The organism is Paucibacter sp. TC2R-5 (assembly GCF_025717605.1).
GTDB classification, from domain to species: domain Bacteria; phylum Pseudomonadota; class Gammaproteobacteria; order Burkholderiales; family Burkholderiaceae_C; genus Paucibacter_A; species Paucibacter_A albus.
On the sequence record NZ_JAJIRQ010000008.1, the window covers coordinates 310285 to 327232 of the forward strand.

The 16948-nt window shown below is 63.1% G+C and carries 14 protein-coding genes and 1 pseudogene; 10 read left to right on the forward strand and 5 right to left on the reverse strand.

Features of this window, described 5'->3' with window-relative positions:
- The first annotated feature begins 49 nt into the window (after positions 1-49).
- From LNV08_RS19050 to LNV08_RS19060, 3 genes are all read left to right on the forward strand, one after another.
- Positions 50-919: an ABC transporter ATP-binding protein gene (locus tag LNV08_RS19050; RefSeq protein WP_263535323.1), complete on the forward strand. Its 870-nt coding sequence runs from the start codon at positions 50-52 to the stop codon at positions 917-919.
- Positions 916-2484: a hypothetical protein gene (locus tag LNV08_RS19055; RefSeq protein WP_263535324.1), complete on the forward strand. Its 1569-nt coding sequence runs from the start codon at positions 916-918 to the stop codon at positions 2482-2484. The genes LNV08_RS19050 and LNV08_RS19055 overlap by 4 nt, the downstream gene beginning before the upstream one ends.
- A 125-nt stretch (positions 2485-2609) precedes the next feature.
- Positions 2610-5387, forward strand: coding sequence for an HD domain-containing phosphohydrolase (locus LNV08_RS19060; RefSeq protein WP_263535325.1), 2778 nt, complete (start codon positions 2610-2612; stop codon positions 5385-5387).
- Between the two features lie 7 nt (positions 5388-5394).
- Here LNV08_RS19060 and LNV08_RS19065 read toward each other — a convergent pair whose 3' ends face one another.
- Positions 5395-5643 carry a TIGR04438 family Trp-rich protein gene (locus tag LNV08_RS19065; protein ID WP_263535326.1) on the reverse strand — a complete coding sequence of 83 codons (249 nt, stop codon included), beginning with the start codon at positions 5641-5643 and terminating at the stop codon, positions 5395-5397.
- 146 nt (positions 5644-5789) lie between these two features.
- On the opposite strand from LNV08_RS19065, the gene LNV08_RS19070 reads away from it, so the two are divergent.
- The 4 genes from LNV08_RS19070 (at position 5790) to LNV08_RS19085 (ending at position 8238) form a co-directional block, all read left to right on the forward strand.
- Positions 5790-6110 (forward strand): c-type cytochrome, encoded by a 321-nt coding sequence (locus LNV08_RS19070; protein WP_263535327.1) that lies wholly within the window; start codon positions 5790-5792, stop codon positions 6108-6110.
- A gap of 99 nt (positions 6111-6209) precedes the next feature.
- Positions 6210-7121, forward strand: coding sequence for a DMT family transporter (locus LNV08_RS19075; RefSeq protein WP_263535328.1), 912 nt, complete (start codon positions 6210-6212; stop codon positions 7119-7121).
- Positions 7122-7136: 15 nt separating this feature from the next.
- Complete coding sequence (locus LNV08_RS19080) at positions 7137-7790, forward strand: DsbA family oxidoreductase (RefSeq protein WP_263535329.1); 654 nt, start codon at positions 7137-7139, stop codon at positions 7788-7790.
- A 37-nt stretch (positions 7791-7827) separates the two neighbouring features.
- Positions 7828-8238, forward strand: a complete 411-nt coding sequence (locus tag LNV08_RS19085; protein ID WP_263535330.1) for a hypothetical protein — start codon at positions 7828-7830, stop codon at positions 8236-8238.
- Positions 8239-8253: 15 nt separating this feature from the next.
- Here LNV08_RS19085 and LNV08_RS19090 read toward each other — a convergent pair whose 3' ends face one another.
- Positions 8254-8886: a bifunctional 4-hydroxy-2-oxoglutarate aldolase/2-dehydro-3-deoxy-phosphogluconate aldolase gene (locus tag LNV08_RS19090; RefSeq protein ID WP_263535331.1), complete on the reverse strand. Its 633-nt coding sequence runs from the start codon at positions 8884-8886 to the stop codon at positions 8254-8256.
- A 37-nt stretch (positions 8887-8923) separates the two neighbouring features.
- A complete protein-coding gene (gene edd, locus LNV08_RS19095) occupies positions 8924-10741 on the reverse strand; it encodes a phosphogluconate dehydratase (RefSeq protein WP_263535332.1) in 1818 nt (605 codons plus the stop codon).
- Between the two features lie 229 nt (positions 10742-10970).
- Between edd and LNV08_RS19100 the strand changes: the two genes are divergently transcribed.
- From LNV08_RS19100 to LNV08_RS19110, 3 genes are read left to right on the forward strand one after another with little or no spacing between them, the layout of a single operon-like run.
- The gene (locus LNV08_RS19100; protein ID WP_263535333.1) at positions 10971-12548 is read left to right on the forward strand and encodes a phospholipase D-like domain-containing protein; all 1578 of its coding nucleotides are present in this window, start codon (positions 10971-10973) and stop codon (positions 12546-12548) included.
- Between the two features lie 6 nt (positions 12549-12554).
- Complete coding sequence (locus LNV08_RS19105) at positions 12555-14381, forward strand: metallophosphoesterase (RefSeq protein WP_263535334.1); 1827 nt, start codon at positions 12555-12557, stop codon at positions 14379-14381.
- An 18-nt stretch (positions 14382-14399) separates the two neighbouring features.
- On the forward strand, positions 14400-15554 hold the full coding sequence (locus tag LNV08_RS19110) for a hypothetical protein (protein ID WP_263535335.1): 1155 nt from the start codon (positions 14400-14402) through the stop codon (positions 15552-15554).
- On the opposite strand, the pseudogene LNV08_RS19115 reads toward LNV08_RS19110, so the two are convergent.
- Together LNV08_RS19115 and LNV08_RS19120 are read right to left on the reverse strand one after the other, a co-directional pair.
- Positions 15539-16359, reverse strand: a pseudogene (locus tag LNV08_RS19115) (ABC transporter ATP-binding protein). The gene LNV08_RS19110 and the pseudogene LNV08_RS19115 overlap by 16 nt on opposite strands.
- A gap of 16 nt (positions 16360-16375) precedes the next feature.
- Positions 16376-16948 (reverse strand): ABC transporter ATP-binding protein (locus LNV08_RS19120; protein WP_263535336.1); only part of this gene is annotated, 573 nt, incomplete at its 5' end.

Sequence of the window (16948 nt, forward strand, 5' to 3'; positions counted from 1 at the left end):
TTGAATATCGTGCGGGCATTGTTACGGCACAGCCCCACCAAGGAACCCCATGCTAGAACTTCAGCAGGTCAGCAAAATCTTCGGCGGCCAGCTCCGCGCGGTCGATCAGGTCACGATGACATTGACGCAAGGCGTGGTCGGCTTGATCGGCCACAACGGCGCGGGCAAGACCACGCTGATGCAGATGATCGCCAGCCTGACCAGGCCAAGCAGCGGCGCGATTCTTTTCCAGGGTCAGGACATCGTCAAAAAGCCGGAACAGATTCGCAGCCGCTTGGGCTTTTTGCCGCAGGATTTCGGTGTCTACCCCAACCTCAGCGCCTTGGAGTTCATGCAGTATTTCGCCGCCTTGAAGGGCGTGCGCGACCCGGCGCGCATCCGCCATTTGCTGGAACTGGTGAACCTGCAAGACCATGCCAAGCGCCCCGCCGCCAGCTTCTCAGGCGGCATGCGCCGACGCCTCGGGATCGCACAGGCCTTGCTGAACGACCCCGACATCCTCATCGTCGATGAGCCCACCGCCGGCCTAGACCCTGAAGAGCGCCTGCGCTTTCGCAACTTGCTGGCCGAGTTAGGCTTCAAAAAGCTGGTCATCATGTCGACCCATATCGTCAGCGACGTCGAGAGCATTGCCGGCCAGCTGGCCATCATGAAGAACGGTCGATTGATCGCGTTTGAAACCCCGGACGCGATCCTGCAAGCCGCGCATGGCCAGGTCTGGCAAGCCAATATCGACGCGGCCGAGTTCGAGTCCTTGCGCGCGCAAGTTCATGTCCTGCATGCGCAGCGCCAGGGCGAGCGCATCAATGTCCGCATCGCCCACCCCCATTCGCCCTGCCGTGACGCCAGCCACGCCGAACCGAGCCTGGAAGAGGCCTTGATGGCGCGCCGCTATGCGGCCTTGGAATTGGCCGCATGAACGGGCAGTTACTCCTCGTCTTGGTGCTGACCGAGTGGCGCTTGCGCACCCGCCGGCTTGGCAGCCTGCTCGCTTTTGCCGCGATGCTGGGACTGGCCTGGCTGATCATCGCGGCACCTGTTGACAACACCACGCTGCTGGTCGTGAAAGACACCCGAGTCCTCAATACCAGTGCCGCGCTGGCATTGGCCAGCGCCACCTTGCTGAGCCCCTTGTTGACGCTATTCGGCTTTTTCTTGCTGCGCGGCCGTGCCGCTGAGGACATGCGCAGTGGTTTGGGTGCGGTGATCGCCTGTGCGCCGGCATCCTCCGCGGTTTTCTTGTTGGGCCGCACGCTTGCCGGCCTGCTCTACTTGGGCGTTCTGGTGCTGGCCTACCTGGCCTCGACCTTGGTGTTTCATCTCAGCCATGGCGTGGGCCCGCTCGAGCTCGGCGTTTATTTGCGGGCCTATGCCTTCGTGCTGCTGCCCAGCCTGTGCTTCACCGCTACTTGCGCCACTTTTTTTGACAGCGTCAGCGTCTTAATGGGCAAGGCCGGTGATGTGCTGTACTTCTTCATCTGGGTAGCCCTGCTGGCCTTGATGGCCAGCATTGGCTCGGCTGATTTGGCGCCCGCTCCGGCCTGGCTGCTGCTGGACTTCACCGGCATCGTGACCGCCGTGTCACAGCTGAGCGCGCAGCTGGGCAGTACCTCGGTCCAACTGGGGCTGAGCAGCTTCAACCCCGAGCTCGCCCCGATCAGCATCAAGGAGTTGAGCTGGTCCACCAGCCAGTTATTCACGCGCGGCCTTGCCCTCATGTTGGCGCTGCTGCCGCTGATGCTGGCTCGACTGTGTTTTCATCGCTATTCGCCCGACCGGGTCAAGCTGAGCGCGGCCGCCGCGAGGCGCTCACCGCTGGCCGTCCTCAACGCATGGTTGAAACCCTTGAGCCGCTTGGTGCAGCCGCTGTTCTGGCTAGCCGCAAAGCTGCCAGGCTTGGCCGGTCAAGTCTTGGCCGATACCGCCTTGAGCTTGGCCAGCACGCCCGCCGCGATCGCCTTGCTGCTGCTGTCCATCGCCGCGAGTGCCATCGTGCCTGCGGCGTCGCTGGCGGGGCCGCTGATCGCCATCGCCACTTGCTGGGGCGTCTTGATCAGCGAGCTGAGCAGCCGCGACTTTCAGGCCGACACCGAGTTGCTGGCCTGCAGCGGACGCGGTGGTGCCGGTCGCCGCTACCTGAGTCAACTGTCGGCCAGCTGCCTGCTGGGCCTGATGTTCATGGGCTTGATCGCGCTGCGCTGGGCACTTACGGGCAACTTGCTCGGCAGCCTGGCCTTGCTCAGCGGCATCCTCGGTTTAAGCGCGCTGGCCGCGTTGATGGGCGTGCTCGCCAAGACGGCTCGCTGCTTTTTGGCCTTCTTTTTAGGCTGGCTCTACATCGCCTTGAACGCCCGTGATCTGTCAGCAATCGACGCGCTCGGGTTCAACGGCGCGGCCAATACCGCTTCGGTAGGTTTCTACTTGAGCCTGGCGGCATTGGCTGGCCTGGCCGGCTATGTCTGGCAGGTGCGACGCTTGCGTTGATTTGAGCGCAGCTCAAAAAGCCAGTAATTGCCGCCCAAAAGGCGGCAGTTTGCCTCTTCGCTTGATCTGTTTTGGGAGAAACTGCGACAGCACTTTCGTAGAAGCAACAAGGATCAGGGCCGCGCATGGAATGGTTTGCACTCAATCATCAAGTCCTGGCGATGGAGACCGAGCTGAACGACTTGAGCGTCATGAATGGCTTGAACAGCCTCCAAGGCCTGGAGTTACGCATTGCGCTGGCTTGGCAGTTGCGCCAACGCGATTGCCACCGCGCCTTGATCCTCGCCGCTGAGGCCGAAGCATTGCTGAGCGATATGCCGCAGCTTGCAGAAATCGACCGCGACGCTCATCGTGCACGATTGCAATTGCTCAGCGCCGAGATCAGTTGGCTGTATGGGCAACTCGACGCCACCGAACAGCTGGCTCAGAGCGCGCTGACGCTGTTTGACAAAGCAGGCGACCGTATAGGCTGCGGCGATGCGCGTTGGGCCTTGGCGACCGTGTACCTGGAGCGCGGGGATGTGCTGCTCGGCAATGCCTTTATGAACGCGGCCATCGAAGATTTTCGCAGCGGCGGCGATGCTGATCGCCAGGCCGCCGCACAGGCGCGCGGCCTGGCCCATACTGCCTTTCGCGATGCGCCCGCCACCGAACTGCAGCTGCACGATTTGTTCGATGAGCAGCGCTGCGCGACGCTCGGGCCTGCCGCCACGGCTTGTCTGGCCAGCACCCAGGCCATCGTCGCCGGGCTGACCGGCAAACCCGGTGCCGGCAGCCAGTATTTTGTGCGAGCCTTCAATGCCGCGACCGAAACCGGGCAAGTTCGCCTGTCCATCTATGCGGCCGGCAATGCTGCCGACGCCCTAGCCTCGCTGGGCGATATGGATGCAGCGCTGGAATGGGGCGAGCGCGGCTTGAGCGGCGCGCGCCAAGCCGCATGGCCCGCGCCGCTGGGCATGGCCTTGGTGCAGACCGGCAATATCCAACGACTGCTGGGCCGCTATGCGGACGCCCATGCCACGCTCCATGAAGCCATGTTGGCCTTGCAAGATATACCGGCCTCCCAAGGCCATATGCTGGCGCAGCTGTACCTGGGCGAGCTCGCCCTCGAAACCGGCAACCCCGACGCGGCCTTGCTCCACTTTAGCAAGGCCGAGGAGAAGGCTGAGCTGGCCGGCAGTGCCGCCTATCTTTACCGCGCCTGGTCGGGTCAGGCCATGGCCTTGTGCCGCATCGGGCAGGTCGACAAGGCCTTGCGCAAGGGGCAAGACGCGCTGGAGCTGGCCCGCAGCCAAGGCGGTACCGACGATCAGGTGAAGATCTTGCGGGTCTTCGCCGAGCTCTACCAAACCTATCCCCTGCCCGCGCCCGAGGGCATGAGCGAGGCCAACCCGGTCCTGCATTACCTGAAATTGGCCCTGGCACTCGCCGCCGGCATTGAGGCCTATGCGGTGCCTATCGACTTGCTCAGCGACCTGGCCAATGCCTACGCGGCCAGCGGTGACGAACAGCAGGCCCAGGCCTACGGCCAGGCCGCCGCCCAAGCCCGCGCGAATGAACGCCTCGCGCAGGCGCATCATCGCGCCGAGTCCTTGCTGGTGCGTCAAGACAGCGAGCGCGCACGCGCCGAGGCCCAGAGTCAACGCCAGTTGGCCGAGGCGCAGGCGCAGCGCGCCGAGGCGCTGGAAGAAGCCAGCGCGACGCTGGAGGTGCTGAGCCAGATCGGCATGGAGCTGACCGGCAACCTCAAGAGCGAAGCCATTTTCGCCACCTTTCAACGCCACCTTGCACAGTTGATGGATGTCAGCGCCTTCTTTGTTTTTTTGCTGGACGCCGAGGGTGAAGTCCTCAACGCCGCCTTCAGCAGCGCGGGCACTGCTGAAGTCCCCTCGCAGCAGATTCCGCTCAAGCACCCCCGTTCGCACACGGCACGCTGCGCGCGCTCGCGCCAACAGCTGATCGAGAACGAAAGACCTGCGCAAGAACACCCGGCTCATTTGAATGGACCCCTGGCCACCATCAGCATGTTGTTCACGCCGCTGGCCATCGGAGAGCGCTTGTTAGGCGTGATGTCGGTTCAATCCCTACTCAGCAATGCCTACGGAGAGCGCGAGGCGGCGATTTGCCGAACGCTGTGCGCCTACGGTGCCATTGCGCTCGACAACGCGGCCGCTTACGCGCTGGCCGAGCGAGCCCAGCGTCAAACCAAGCAGGCCATGGTGGCCTTGGAAGAAGCCCGTAACAAGCTGGCCGACCGGGCCGAATGGCTGGCCGGCGAAGTCGCCAAGGCCACGCAAGATGTGTTGGCGCGCGAACGCGAAACCGTGGTGCGACTGTCCAAAGCGGCCGAGTATCGCGACCCCGAAACTGGCGCGCATATTCTGCGCATGGCGCATTACTCCGAGCTGATTGCCCAGGGCTTGGGCTTGTCCGATGCCGACCGGCAGTTGCTGCTCGAAGCCGCGCCCATGCATGACATCGGCAAGGTCGGCATCACCGACTCCATCCTGCTCAAGCCGGGCCGGCTGACGCCCGAAGAGTTCGAAGTGATGAAGCAGCATGCCCAGATCGGACACGAAATTCTGAAAGACAGCTCATCGCTGGTCTTACAGACCGGGGCGGCGATCGCGCTCGGTCATCACGAGAAGTTCGATGGCAGCGGCTATCCGCAGGGCCTGGCTGGCGAGGCGATTCCCATCTTCAGCCGCATCGTCGCGGTGGCCGATGTGTTTGATGCCCTGACCTCGGAGCGGCCGTATAAGAAAGCTTGGTCGCTGGAGCAAGCCGCCGACCATCTAAAGGCTCACCGTGGCAGCCACTTCGACCCGGTTTGTGTCGACAGCTTCTTCGAGCGCTGGGAGCAGGTGCTGGAGATTCGTCAGCGCTTCAAGGACGATGAATAGCCGCGCATCATTTGCGCTTTTTTTGAGGGTCGCCCTGGCCCAGGGCGACGATGTTTTTCTCGCGCCGGGCGGCCTTGCGTTCCTCAAGGCGCTGCATGGCCTTGCGCTGCGTCAAGCCACTTGAATCGGCCCAAGCCCACCAAACAACCGCCACCGCGAAAGGCGCCAAGACCAGCAACCAGCTCCAGGCCGCGACCGGCCCAATACCGAGCAACTTCAGCAGCAGCGTCAGCACGCCGATAGCAACAAACCACATTGAGAGATCTCCGCTTGATGGTGCGAGGGCGCTGGACTGCGCTCTAGAATGAGCCCGACTGGCCCTGTTCACCCTTCATTAAACTGTAGTTCACATTCAGGCTTGGACAGGCCGAAAGTGATTTTGTTTGTAACCGAGAGGACCGCATGAAATTCTCCACGACTTTTCTCCCCGCTTTGAGCGCACTGGCCGCCATCACAATGGCGCAGCCCGCCTTTGCCAGCGCCGATTTGGCGCAAAAGAAAAACTGCATGGCCTGTCATGCCGTCGACAAGAAGATCGTCGGCCCGGCCTACAAGGACGTGGCGGCCAAATACGCCAAAGACAAGGACGCCGTGGCCAAGCTGGCCGACAAGATCGTCAAGGGTGGCTCCGGCGTCTGGGGTCCGGTGCCGATGCCGGCCAATGCGCAGGTGTCGCCTGCCGAAGCCAAGGTGCTGGCCGCCTGGGTGCTGACGGCCAAATGAACGCTGTGCTTTAACAAGCCCAGACCCCGGCCGCGTGCCGGGTTTTTTTTCGTCTGCTCCAAGATGCCGGCTTAGATGGACTGCGGGCATGATGATTACATGCCCAAACTCCTTTTGCCCGCCACACCCTGGTCAGCCTATGCCGCCCTCGCCCTCAGCACCAGCTTGGTGGGCAGCTATGTGGGCCTGTCCAAACTGCTTTTGCTGGTCTTTCCGGTGTTCTTGCTGGCCTGGCTGCGCTTTGCAATTGCGGCCCTGCTGATGGCCAGTTGGCTCCGACGCAGCCCTAACGAGCCCGCCTTGGACAGCCGAACGCGTTGGCTGCTGTTTCTTGAATCCTTAATCGGCAATTTTCTCTTTTCGATCTGCCTCTTGTTCGGCCTGCGTCACAGCTCGGCCCTCGTGGCCGGCGTCATCTTGGCAGGCATCCCGGCGGCGGTCGCCTTGCTGAGCCGGGTCTTTCTCAAAGAGAGAATCAGCACCCCCGTGATGCTGGGCGTTTTGCTCGGCGTGGCCGGCATCGCGCTGGTGGCCCTGGACAAAAATACCGACGCATCGGCACCTGCGGCCTCCCTGCTCGGGCCCGCTCTGCTGCTCGCCGCCGTGTTCTGCGAGGCCAGCTATGTGGTGATCGGCAAGCGCCTGACCGCGCAGGTGTCGGCGCGGCGCATCAGCGCCTTGATCAATGTGTGGGGCTTGTTGTTGGGCACGCCCTTGGGCCTTTGGCAGGCCTTCAGCTTTGACTTCGCCGGGCCTAGCCTCGCCAACTGGGCCTTGCTGGTCTTTTACGCGGCGGCGGCCAGCATGATCAGCGTCTGGCTGTGGATGACGGGGCTGCGCCAAGTGCCGGCGGCCAAGGCGGGCGTCTTCATGGTGTTTTTGCCTCTCGCCACCGGTTTGGTCGGCCTGGCGCTGGGCGAGCGGCTCAGCCTGCTGCAGGCCGCTTCCTATGGCCTGGCCTTGGGCGGCGTGCTGCTGGCCACATGGCCAGCGCGGCAGGCCGCTGGCTGAGCTACAGTCAGCTTTATGCGAATCGATTTTGTCTCCGACGTCTCCTGCCCCTGGTGCGCCATTGGCCTGAAGTCTCTAGAAAAAGCGCTGGACAAGCTGCCCGAACTGCAGGTCGAGCTGCACTTTCAGCCCTTCGAGCTGAACCCGCAAATGGCAGCCGAAGGCGAGGAAATCAACGCCCACTTGGCGCGCAAATATGGCGCGGCGCCGGCACAACTGGAGCAGACCCGCGAGGCCATTCGGGCGCGCGGCGCCGAGCTGGGTTTCAGTTTCACCAAGGGCGCGCGCGATCGCATTTACAACACCTTTGATGCGCACCGCCTGCTGCACTGGGCCGGGCTGCAAGATCCGCAGTTGCAACACGCGCTCAAGCTGGCCTTGTTGAAAGCGTATTTCACCGACGGCAAGAACCCGGGCTCGCACGCGGTGCTGCTGGAAGCCGCCGTTGGCGTGGGTCTGGACGGCACAGCGGCGAGCGCGCTCTTGGCCTCAGACAGCTTGGCCGAGGAAGTGCGCGAGGCCGAGGCCTTCTGGCAGGCTCAAGGCATCAGCTCGGTGCCCGCCATCATCATCAATCAGCGCCATTTGATTTCGGGTGGCCAGCCACCCGAGGTCTTTGAGCAAGCGCTGCGGCAGATTGCCGCCACTGAGCAATCGGGCTCGGTGTGAGCTTGTTTGCTAACCATCAACTCCTGAGATAGCAACGATGCCCGGCTGGTCCCAACATGGCAGCTATAGCTTGCGCTGGCAAGGTGATGTGCTGATGGCTGTTTACAGCGGCGCATGGAATGAGCTGGCGGCGCAGAACCTGCACCGCGAGGCACGCGCCCTGTGGATCGCGAGAAGCGGCGCCCCCTGGGGGCTGCTCAGCGACGCGCTGGATTGGGAGGGCGGCACGCCAGAGGCGCTGGAAGCCTGGTGGCGTTTCTTCGAGGACGGCGTCCAACATGGCATGGTGGCCGTCTCTGATGTTCTACCTTCGCGCTTTCATGCTGTGATGGTGCGCAATTTGGCCGAGCGGGCGCTGCGCTTGGCGCCCTATCGCAGTTCGGCCAGCGTCGAAGAAGGTCTGGCCTGGCTCGCCGAGCAAGGCCTGAGCATCTCCGATGCCGAGTAGGCCTTTGCCCGCGAGTTAACGCTTGATCGAAGCGGCCTCAAGCGCCAACTTGGTGATGCGCGCCCAATCACCGGCGTCCACCGCGTCTTGCGGGGTCAGCCAAGAACCACCACAAACCTTGACGTTAGGCAGGCTCAAGAACTGCGGAGCCGTTTCCAGCGTGATGCCGCCGGTGGGGCAAAACGCCACGTCCGGGAAGGGGCCGCCCAAGGCCTTGAGCAAATTGATGCCGCCCACCGCCACGGCCGGGAACAGCTTGAGGAAGTTGTAGCCGGCGGCGTTGGCCTGCATCACTTCGCTGGCGGTCGACACGCCCGGCAGCAAGGGCAGGCCTTGCTCGGTGCAGGCCGCGCCGATCGCATCGGTGAAACCGGGGCTGACGCCGAACTGGCAACCTGCATTGCGCGCGGCGCGCACATCTTCTACCGTGCGCAAGGTGCCTGCGCCCACGATAGCCTCGGGCACGGCGCGCGCCATTGCTTCCATCGCCTGCAAGGCGCAGGCCGTGCGCAGCGTCACCTCCAGCACACGCACGCCGCCGGCCACCAGGGCCTGGGCCAAAGGCACGGCGTCTTCCAGACGCTGGATCACGATGACGGGAATGACCGGGCCGAAACTTGCCAGGCTGAGGGTGTTGGTGATGCTCATGGCTGCTCTCCTAATTTGTTATTGAAGGTCAATTGACTCAAAGCCAGCTGACGGCGCCTTCTTCGGCGCTCTTGACATTGCGGCGCATGCCGGCAAACAGCTCGCGGCCCAGGCCGTGGCCGTTCTCGACCACTTGCTCGGGCGTGATGGTCGCGAGTTCACGCGCCGCCCACTCATCCGCCGGCACCAAGGCCAGCAACTCGCCGCTGACCGCATCCATGCGCACCACATCACCGTCACGCAGCCGCGCCAGCGGCCCACCGGCCAAGGCCTCGGGCGAGACATGAATAGCGGCCGGCACCTTGCCCGAGGCACCGCTCATGCGGCCGTCGGTCACCAAGGCGACCTTGAAGCCCTTGCCCTGCAGAACGGCCAGCGGCGGCGTGAGCTTGTGCAGCTCAGGCATGCCGTTAGCTTGCGGACCCTGGAAGCGCACGACGACGATCACATCGCGCTCCAACTCGCCCGCCTTGAAGGCCGCCAACATCGAGTCCTGGCAGCTGAAGATGCGCGCCGGCGCTTCGACGATATGGCGGTCATCGGGCACGGCCGAGGTCTTGATCACCGCGCGGCCGAGGTTGCCGTCCAAGAGCTTCAGGCCACCGGTGGCGCTGAAGGGTGCAGCGGCCTTGCGCACCACGGTTTCATCGCCACTTTGCGGGGCCAGGTCTTGCCAGACCACCGCCCCGCCCTCACCCAGCGTCGGCAAGCGGCCAAACGGGCGCAGCGAATCGCCGGCCACGCTCATCACGTCGGCATGCATCAGGCCAGCGTCCATCAACTCGCGGATCACAAAGGCAGGTCCGCCGGCGTCCTGGAACTGATTCACATCGGCTGCACCGTTCGGGTAGACACGCGACAGCAGCGGCGTCATGCCGGACAGCTCCGAGAAGTCGCTCCAGTCAATGATGATCCCGGCCGCACGCGCCACCGCCACCCAGTGGATCAAGTGATTGGTCGAGCCGCCGGTGGCCAAGAGCGCCACCATCGCATTGACGATCACGCGCTCGTCCACCAAGCGGCCGATCGGCGTGTAGCGCATCTTGTGGGTGATGGCCAGGGCATTGCGCACCGCCTCGCGGGTCAGCGCTTCGCGCAGCGGGTCATGCGGGTGCACAAAGGCGGCGCCCGGCACATGCAAACCCATCGCCTCCAGCAGCATCTGATTGCTATTGGCGGTGCCGTAGAAAGTGCAGGTGCCGGCGCCGTGATAAGCGGCGGACTCGGCTTTGAGCAGTTCCTCGCGGCCGACCAGGCCCTGTGCAAACTTCTCGCGCACCTTGGCTTTTTCATTGTTCGGCAGACCGCTGCTCATGGGCCCCGCCGGCACAAAAATGCAAGGCAGATGACCGAAGTGCAAGGCACCGATCAAGAGACCCGGCACGATCTTGTCGCAGATGCCCAAGAGCAACGCCGCATCGAACACGTCGTGGCTGAGACCAATGGCCGTGCTCATGGCGATGTTGTCGCGCGAGAACAGGCTCAGCTCCATGCCGGGCAAGCCCTGCGTGACGCCGTCGCACATGGCAGGCACGCCGCCGGCCACTTGCACGGTGGCGCCTTGCTTGTGGGCCTCATCGCGGATCAGCGCCGGGTAGACCTCATAAGGCTGGTGAGCCGACAACATATCGTTGTAGGCGGTCACGATGGCCAGATGCGGCGCTTTCTCGGCCACGATGCGCAGCTTGTCATTGGCCGGCATTGCCGCCACCGCATGCGCCACATTGGCGCAACCCATGCGTTCGATCCCGCGCTTGCGGCCAGCCATGCGGTCAATGCCCGCCAGATAGGCACTGCGGGTAGCGGCGCTGCGCTGACGAATCCGTTCGGTGACGGCGAGGAGTGTCTTGTTCATTTACACGACCGATGTAACTCGGAGAGGTGAAAGTTGGTAACCATATTACAAGATTCGACCGACCCACGGGTTACAAGCGAGGTACGAAAAGGTCTTTCGAGCAAGTATTTGTGCTGACTCCACGCGCTTTTAGCGTTCATTCAAACAAGGATGAGCCAGAGACCAAGCAAGCCTGGTTCACATCCACACTGCTACTATTCTCGGCGTCAATTTTCACCGCCTTGTTCTGATGCGATCCAATTTGATGTCACAGCTTGGGCCATGGTCGCGTCGCGGTTTTTTGCTGGTCGCAGCGCTGCTTCTCGCGGCCTGTGCATCGGCGCCGCCGCCCCTGCTGCCCAAGCCCGCGCCGGCCTATGCCGCTGCGCCTAGTGCCTCAGGGCCATTGGCCGAACTGGAAACTCTATGGACGGAAAAGCATGGCGACAAGACATCCGGTTTTCGTCTGCTGGAGAAAAACTCCGAAGGCCTGAAGTGGCGTCTCGCGCTGATTGACCAAGCCAGCCACAGTCTAGATCTGCAGTACTACGTCTGGTTTGGTGACGCGAGTGGCCAGCTCTTGATGGCCCGGGTCATCGCGGCGGCAGAGCGCGGCGTCAAGGTGCGCATGTTGTTTGACGACCTCAGCACCATGTTGCGCCGCATGAGCTCGCCCGAGTTGCGCGACGATTTGTTGGCACACATCGACTCACACCCCAATATTCAGATCCGCACCTTCAATGCCTGGCAGCAGCGCGACTGGCTCGGCCGGATGGCCGAGGGCGCGACAGATTTCGGCCGCCTCAACCGGCGCATGCACAACAAGCAAATGATTGTCGACAACCGGGTCGCCATCATCGGCGGGCGCAATATCGGGGACGAGTATTTCGGCCTGCTGGCCGAGTTCAGTTTCCATGACCTGGATGTGCTGGGCGTCGGCCCCGTGGCTCGCCAGGCCAGCGCGGTATTCGATCGCTACTGGAACAGCGAATGGGTGCGGGCGATTCCACCCGGCAGCAACAAGACCAAGGGACGCGTGACGCCTGCCTCCTTGGAAATGCCCGAAGTCGCCGCTGCCCATCCGGCCGTGCAAGAGCTGTTGGCCGGACGGCACAATTGGGCCAGTGAATTTGCCAATCTGAGCCCCTCCTTGACGCAAGGCCGCAGCGAAGTTCACACCGATTCGCCGTCGCGGGCCGCAGGCACACACAACCACATGCCTGAGGCCTTTCGCACGCTGATGCGCTCGGCGCAGAAAGAGGTGCTGATCACCAATGCCTACATCATCCCGGATGCAAATTTCATGAGCGACCTGGCCGAGTTGAACGGGCGCGGCGTGAAGGTGCGCATTCTGACCAACTCGCTGGCCTCGCACGATGTGCCGGCCGTCAACGCGCATTACGAAGACTGGCGCAAGCCCATCTTGCTGACCGGCACGGCGCTGTATGAGCTGCGCCCCGACGCTGCCATCAAGGCAGACTTTGTGGACACCCCGCCGGTGCGCAGCGAGTTTGCCGGCCTGCACACCAAGGCCATGGTGATAGACCAAACGCGCAGCTTCATCGGCTCCATGAATCTGGACCCGCGCTCCGAGGTGATCAATTCTGAAATGGGCGTCATCATCGAAAGCCCTTCGCTCGGTGCCGCGCTGGCCGCCCGCATGGCCCGCGATATGACAGCGGCAAATAGCTGGTCCTTGCAGCTCAGCCCCGAGAACAAGGTGCAATGGAAGAGCGACGGCCCGCCGCTGGACCAAGCCCCGGCACGCAGCACCTGGCAGCGCATCCAGAGCTGGTTCTTCAAACTGATGCCGGCCAGCTACTACTGAGAACTCATGCAGCGCGCCCTCTACGCCTACTCGCGTCTTGCCTTGCTGGTCTGCCTTTCCAGCTTGACCGCCTGCGCCAGCTTTGCGCCACAGCCGGCACCGGATGTCGAGCCTGCTAGCAACTATGTCGAGCTGACCACCCCCATCGTGGCGCTCGGTGACACCCAAGAGCATGAACCGACCGGCTGGCCGCTGTATGACAACGACAGCGCGGTGGATGCCTATGTGGAGGTCGCGCAGCGCCCGCCCGAGCAGCCGCTGTTCGGGCGGCGCATCATGGAATGGGCGCTACAGGCCCACCCGGACGAGAACTTCCTGCACCTTGGCGATGTGCTGGACATGTCTTGCCGCTCCGAGGCGCAGCGCATGAGCAAGGTCTTCAATGCGGCGGGCCGGGCCGGTGCGATCTTGCCGGGCAATCACGACGGGCTGATGTTCGGCATCTACGGCTACAGCATTCTTGATGATGTCTTGAACCGCGACGCGCAGAAATGGAATCAAGCCTGCCGCCGCGGCGCCTCGCTGGAGGACAAGGCCCACAAGACCGAAAACGAGGCCTTCAGCAAGCGCGACTTCATCCAGATGTATTTGAGCGGTCAGGCCGCTGTACCCAGCCAGCCCGGCATCAAGCTGCCGCCCGCAAAAGGCAGCCACCGAGTCAGCTGGCGCAACCCCAACACCGCTGCCTTTTTGAGCGGCATCGAAGCCCATGTCTTGGACGGTTATGCCTACGCCGACTCCTTCTTGGCGCAGCGACTGCAACTGCCCGCCGCGCCCGGCGCCAAGCGCCGCGTGATCGTGATTGGCCTGGACACCAACCAGGCCGGCGCCTTGGTCAGCAGTTGGGACACCTTGATGGGCCGCAGCCCCGGCAGCATCGGTCATGTCAATCTGGATCAGGTGCGCGCCATCAGCCATTGGGTCAGCGAGGCCAAGCGAGATGGCGATTTGGTTGTCTTCGCTGGCCATCACAACTGGCGCGGTTTGGGCCTGCCGTCCAGGCTCTTGCTGCGCAGCCTGATGGCCGAGCTCGAACACCCTTTGGTCTATTTGTCGGCCCACACGCACCGGGGTTTTTGGGCCGCGCACCGCGAGCTCGACCCCAGGCCGGTGCTGGAGCTCAACGTCAGCTCGCTGTCCGACTGGCCGATTGCCTACAGACGTGTGAGTTTTGCCTATGACGAAGTGGCCAACCGCATCAAGGTGCGCGGCGAATTGATGCCGCACGGCGAACACCCGGTCGCGAGTGATGCCGATCTGCTGGCCGCCTGGGAGGCGCAGACCTGCGGCACGCTGGGTGTGCCGGTGGAAGACATTCGCGAGGTGGATCATGCGCTGGTGCTCAAGCAGCGCGAATCACGCGGCAGCGTGGTCAAGTGGCTGCTCAGCCGCTTTGGGCCCGAGTGCAAGGACTGCGACAGCGATTTGTATGAACATGCCCATATCTATCAAGACGCGATGCTGGACGCGATTGTGCAGGTCAAGGCCTTCCTCAACGCCGACACGCGAGCCCTGATTCGTTCGGAGTTCCCGACCTGGTGCACCGGCAGCAATTTCGTCGAGTGCATCGCCGCCTTGAAGGCCGAACAGCCCAAAGACCACACCGCTCAGATCGATTTGTTTCGGCGCAAGGCCAAGCTGGTGGATCTGCTGGGCGGCCATCTGGATGACCTGACCGAGCCACGCGCCAAGGCCTATATGACTTGCCGCGCCGTGCAAGCGGCCAAACTCGACTTTGATGCCACCGAAGAAACGCGTAACGAGAACCGCAGCGAAGCCAAGCGCCGCACGGAGCGTTTCTTTTTGACCGAAGCCAGCGTCGGTATGCGCTGAAAGCGAAAAAACAAGCCAATGAACTTTCGCGCACCCGCCCTGCCCGGACTCGTAGTTGCCGTCAGCCTGCTGTGCAGCGGCTGCGCCAGCTGGGTGGCGCCACCCGATGTGCTGAGCCCTCATCCCATCGTCAACCTGCCCATCTCTGCGGCCGGCGTCAAGGATGAGCGTCAGGCCTTTGCCACGCTGTTTGAGCAGGAATTGCAGGCCCATCCAGGCCCCAAGCCGCAAGCCATAGCCGCTTGGCTGCACGGCATTGAAGAACAATACGACAAGAAGCCTGCCGACCTTGACGCAATCAAGCGGCGCTTTGCCGAGCAAGCGCCGGGCACTGCGGTGCTGCTGGTGCCGGGTCTGTTTGCCGATTGTTTCGAGGACCAATCGGTGCCTTTCGGCGACGGCTTGGTCAGAGAGCCCGCTTTGAACCGCAGCGAGGCCTACCGTCAGTATGCGGATTTAGGTCTGGCCGGCATTCGCTCCATCGCCGTGGCCGGGCGCGAGTCCAGCGAGGCCAATGCGCTAAGGGTCGCTGAGGCGATCAAGCAAGAGGCCGCACGGCCCGAGGTGAAGCGCATCGTGCTGCTGGCCTATTCCAAGGGTGTGCCAGACAGCTTGCGCGCCCTGACCCTGCTACAGAGTCAGCCACAAGGCCTGCCTGCAGCCCTGAGCGACCTGATTTCGGTCGCCGGCGTGGTGATGGGCACTCGCTTGGCCGATCATTTTGAGGGCATGTTCGAGAGCCTATCGACCCGTATCGATCCCTTTGGCTGCTCGGCCTCCGACGGCCGGGAAGTCAGCAGCGTGACCCAGCGCGAAAGCGTGGCCTGGCTGGTGGCTCATCCGCCGCCGGCCGAGCTGCGCTACCACTCGGTTGTCGGATTTGCTCAGAGTACCGAAATCGGCATCTCACTGCGCCCCTTCAATGCGGCGCTGAACAATATCGATCCCCGCAACGATGGCCAGTTACTGAGTCGGGACGCGATTCTGCCCGGCAGCAGCCTCTTGGCCGAGGCCCGCGCCGACCATTGGGACATTGCCCTGCCGCGCGAGCGCCACCCCAGCAGCCTGATGCGCGCCAGCACCAGCGAGCGCGGCTACCCGAGAGAAACCTTGTTCCGCAGCCTGGTCAAGTGGGTATTGGCTGCGGAGCCCGGCCCTCACTCTCCCAGATAAGCGGCCCTGACCTTCGGGTCATCCAGCAGCGTCTTGCCCTCGCCTGTCATCGTGACCAGACCCGACTCCATCACATAGCCCCGGTTTGCGATCTGCAGCGCGCGGCTGGCGTTTTGCTCGACCAGCAAAATCGTCACACCCTGCTTGTGGATGTCGTTCACGACTTCGAAGATCTTGTCCACCATGATGGGGCTCAAGCCCATCGAGGGCTCGTCCAGCAGCAAGACCTTGGGCTGCGTCATCAAGGCGCGCCCCATCGCCAGCATCTGCTGCTCGCCGCCCGACATCGTGCCGGCCAGCTGCAGCCGCCGCTCTTTGAGGCGCGGGAAGATCGCGAACACCTTGTCGATGTCGTCCTCAATGCCTTTTTTGTCACTGCGGATATAGGCGCCCATCTGCAGGTTCTCGGTGATGGTCATGCGCGTGAAGGTGCCGCGCCCTTCCGGCACCATCACCAGGCCTTGCTTGACCAGATCCCAAGCACCCTGGCCCTTGATCGATTTACCCATGTACTCGATGTCGCCCGCTGCGNGCCGCGCCCTTCCGGCACCATCACCAGGCCTTGCTTGACCAGATCCCAAGCACCCTGGCCCTTGATCGATTTACCCATGTACTCGATGTCGCCCGCTGCGACCGGCTGCAGCCCGGTGACGGCCTTGAGCGTGGTGCTCTTGCCCGCGCCGTTGGCCCCGATCAGGCTGACCAGCTCACCCTGCGCCACTTCGAAGTCCACGCCCTTGACGGCCTGAATGCCGCCGTAAGCCACCTTGAGCCCGCTGACTTTGAGCAATATGTTTGCTGACATTTTTATATTCTCTCGCTCAGTGGTTCTTGTGACCGGCGCCCAGATAGGCTTCGATCACCTTCTCGTTGCGCTGCACGTCATACGGCGTGCCTTCGGCAATCTGCTTGCCGTAGTCCAGCACCGACACCCGGTCGCACAAGCCCATCACCAGCTTCACATCATGTTCGATCAACAGAATGGTACAGCCGTCCTTGCGGATACGGTCAATCAACTCTCTGAGCACCACCTTCTCGGTCGCGTTCATGCCGGCGGCCGGCTCGTCCAAGGCAATCAGCTTGGGGTCGGTGGCCAAGGCGCGCGCGATCTCCAAACGCCGCTGATCGCCGTAGCTCAGCGTGCGTGCCTTGAACTCCGCGTACTTGCCGATGCCGACATAGTCCAAGAGTTCTTGCGCGCGTTTGGCGATTGCGGCTTCTTCGCTCTTGAAGCCGGGCGTGCGGAAGATCGCACCCAGCAGCCCAGAGCCGGTGCGGATGTGGCGGCCCACCATCACGTTTTCCAGCGCGGTCATCTCGGAGAACAGCCGGATGTTCTGGAAGGTGCGCGCGATGCCGGTCTTGGCGACTTCGTGCACGGCGGTCGGCGCATA

Excerpts from the sequence above, each read along its gene's own strand:
- LNV08_RS19050 (WP_263535323.1), top strand. The coding sequence starts at position 50 with ATGCTAGAACTTCAGCAGGTCAGCAAAATCTTCGGCGGCCAGCTCCGC.
- LNV08_RS19055 (WP_263535324.1), top strand. The coding sequence starts at position 916 with ATGAACGGGCAGTTACTCCTCGTCTTGGTGCTGACCGAGTGGCGCTTG.
- LNV08_RS19060 (WP_263535325.1), top strand. The coding sequence starts at position 2,610 with ATGGAATGGTTTGCACTCAATCATCAAGTCCTGGCGATGGAGACCGAG.
- LNV08_RS19065 (WP_263535326.1), bottom strand. The coding sequence starts at position 5,643 with ATGTGGTTTGTTGCTATCGGCGTGCTGACGCTGCTGCTGAAGTTGCTC.
- LNV08_RS19070 (WP_263535327.1), top strand. The coding sequence starts at position 5,790 with ATGAAATTCTCCACGACTTTTCTCCCCGCTTTGAGCGCACTGGCCGCC.
- LNV08_RS19075 (WP_263535328.1), top strand. The coding sequence starts at position 6,210 with ATGCCCAAACTCCTTTTGCCCGCCACACCCTGGTCAGCCTATGCCGCC.
- LNV08_RS19080 (WP_263535329.1), top strand. The coding sequence starts at position 7,137 with ATGCGAATCGATTTTGTCTCCGACGTCTCCTGCCCCTGGTGCGCCATT.
- LNV08_RS19085 (WP_263535330.1), top strand. The coding sequence starts at position 7,828 with ATGCCCGGCTGGTCCCAACATGGCAGCTATAGCTTGCGCTGGCAAGGT.
- LNV08_RS19090 (WP_263535331.1), bottom strand. The coding sequence starts at position 8,886 with ATGAGCATCACCAACACCCTCAGCCTGGCAAGTTTCGGCCCGGTCATT.
- edd (WP_263535332.1), bottom strand. The coding sequence starts at position 10,741 with ATGAACAAGACACTCCTCGCCGTCACCGAACGGATTCGTCAGCGCAGC.
- LNV08_RS19100 (WP_263535333.1), top strand. The coding sequence starts at position 10,971 with ATGCGATCCAATTTGATGTCACAGCTTGGGCCATGGTCGCGTCGCGGT.
- LNV08_RS19105 (WP_263535334.1), top strand. The coding sequence starts at position 12,555 with ATGCAGCGCGCCCTCTACGCCTACTCGCGTCTTGCCTTGCTGGTCTGC.
- LNV08_RS19110 (WP_263535335.1), top strand. The coding sequence starts at position 14,400 with ATGAACTTTCGCGCACCCGCCCTGCCCGGACTCGTAGTTGCCGTCAGC.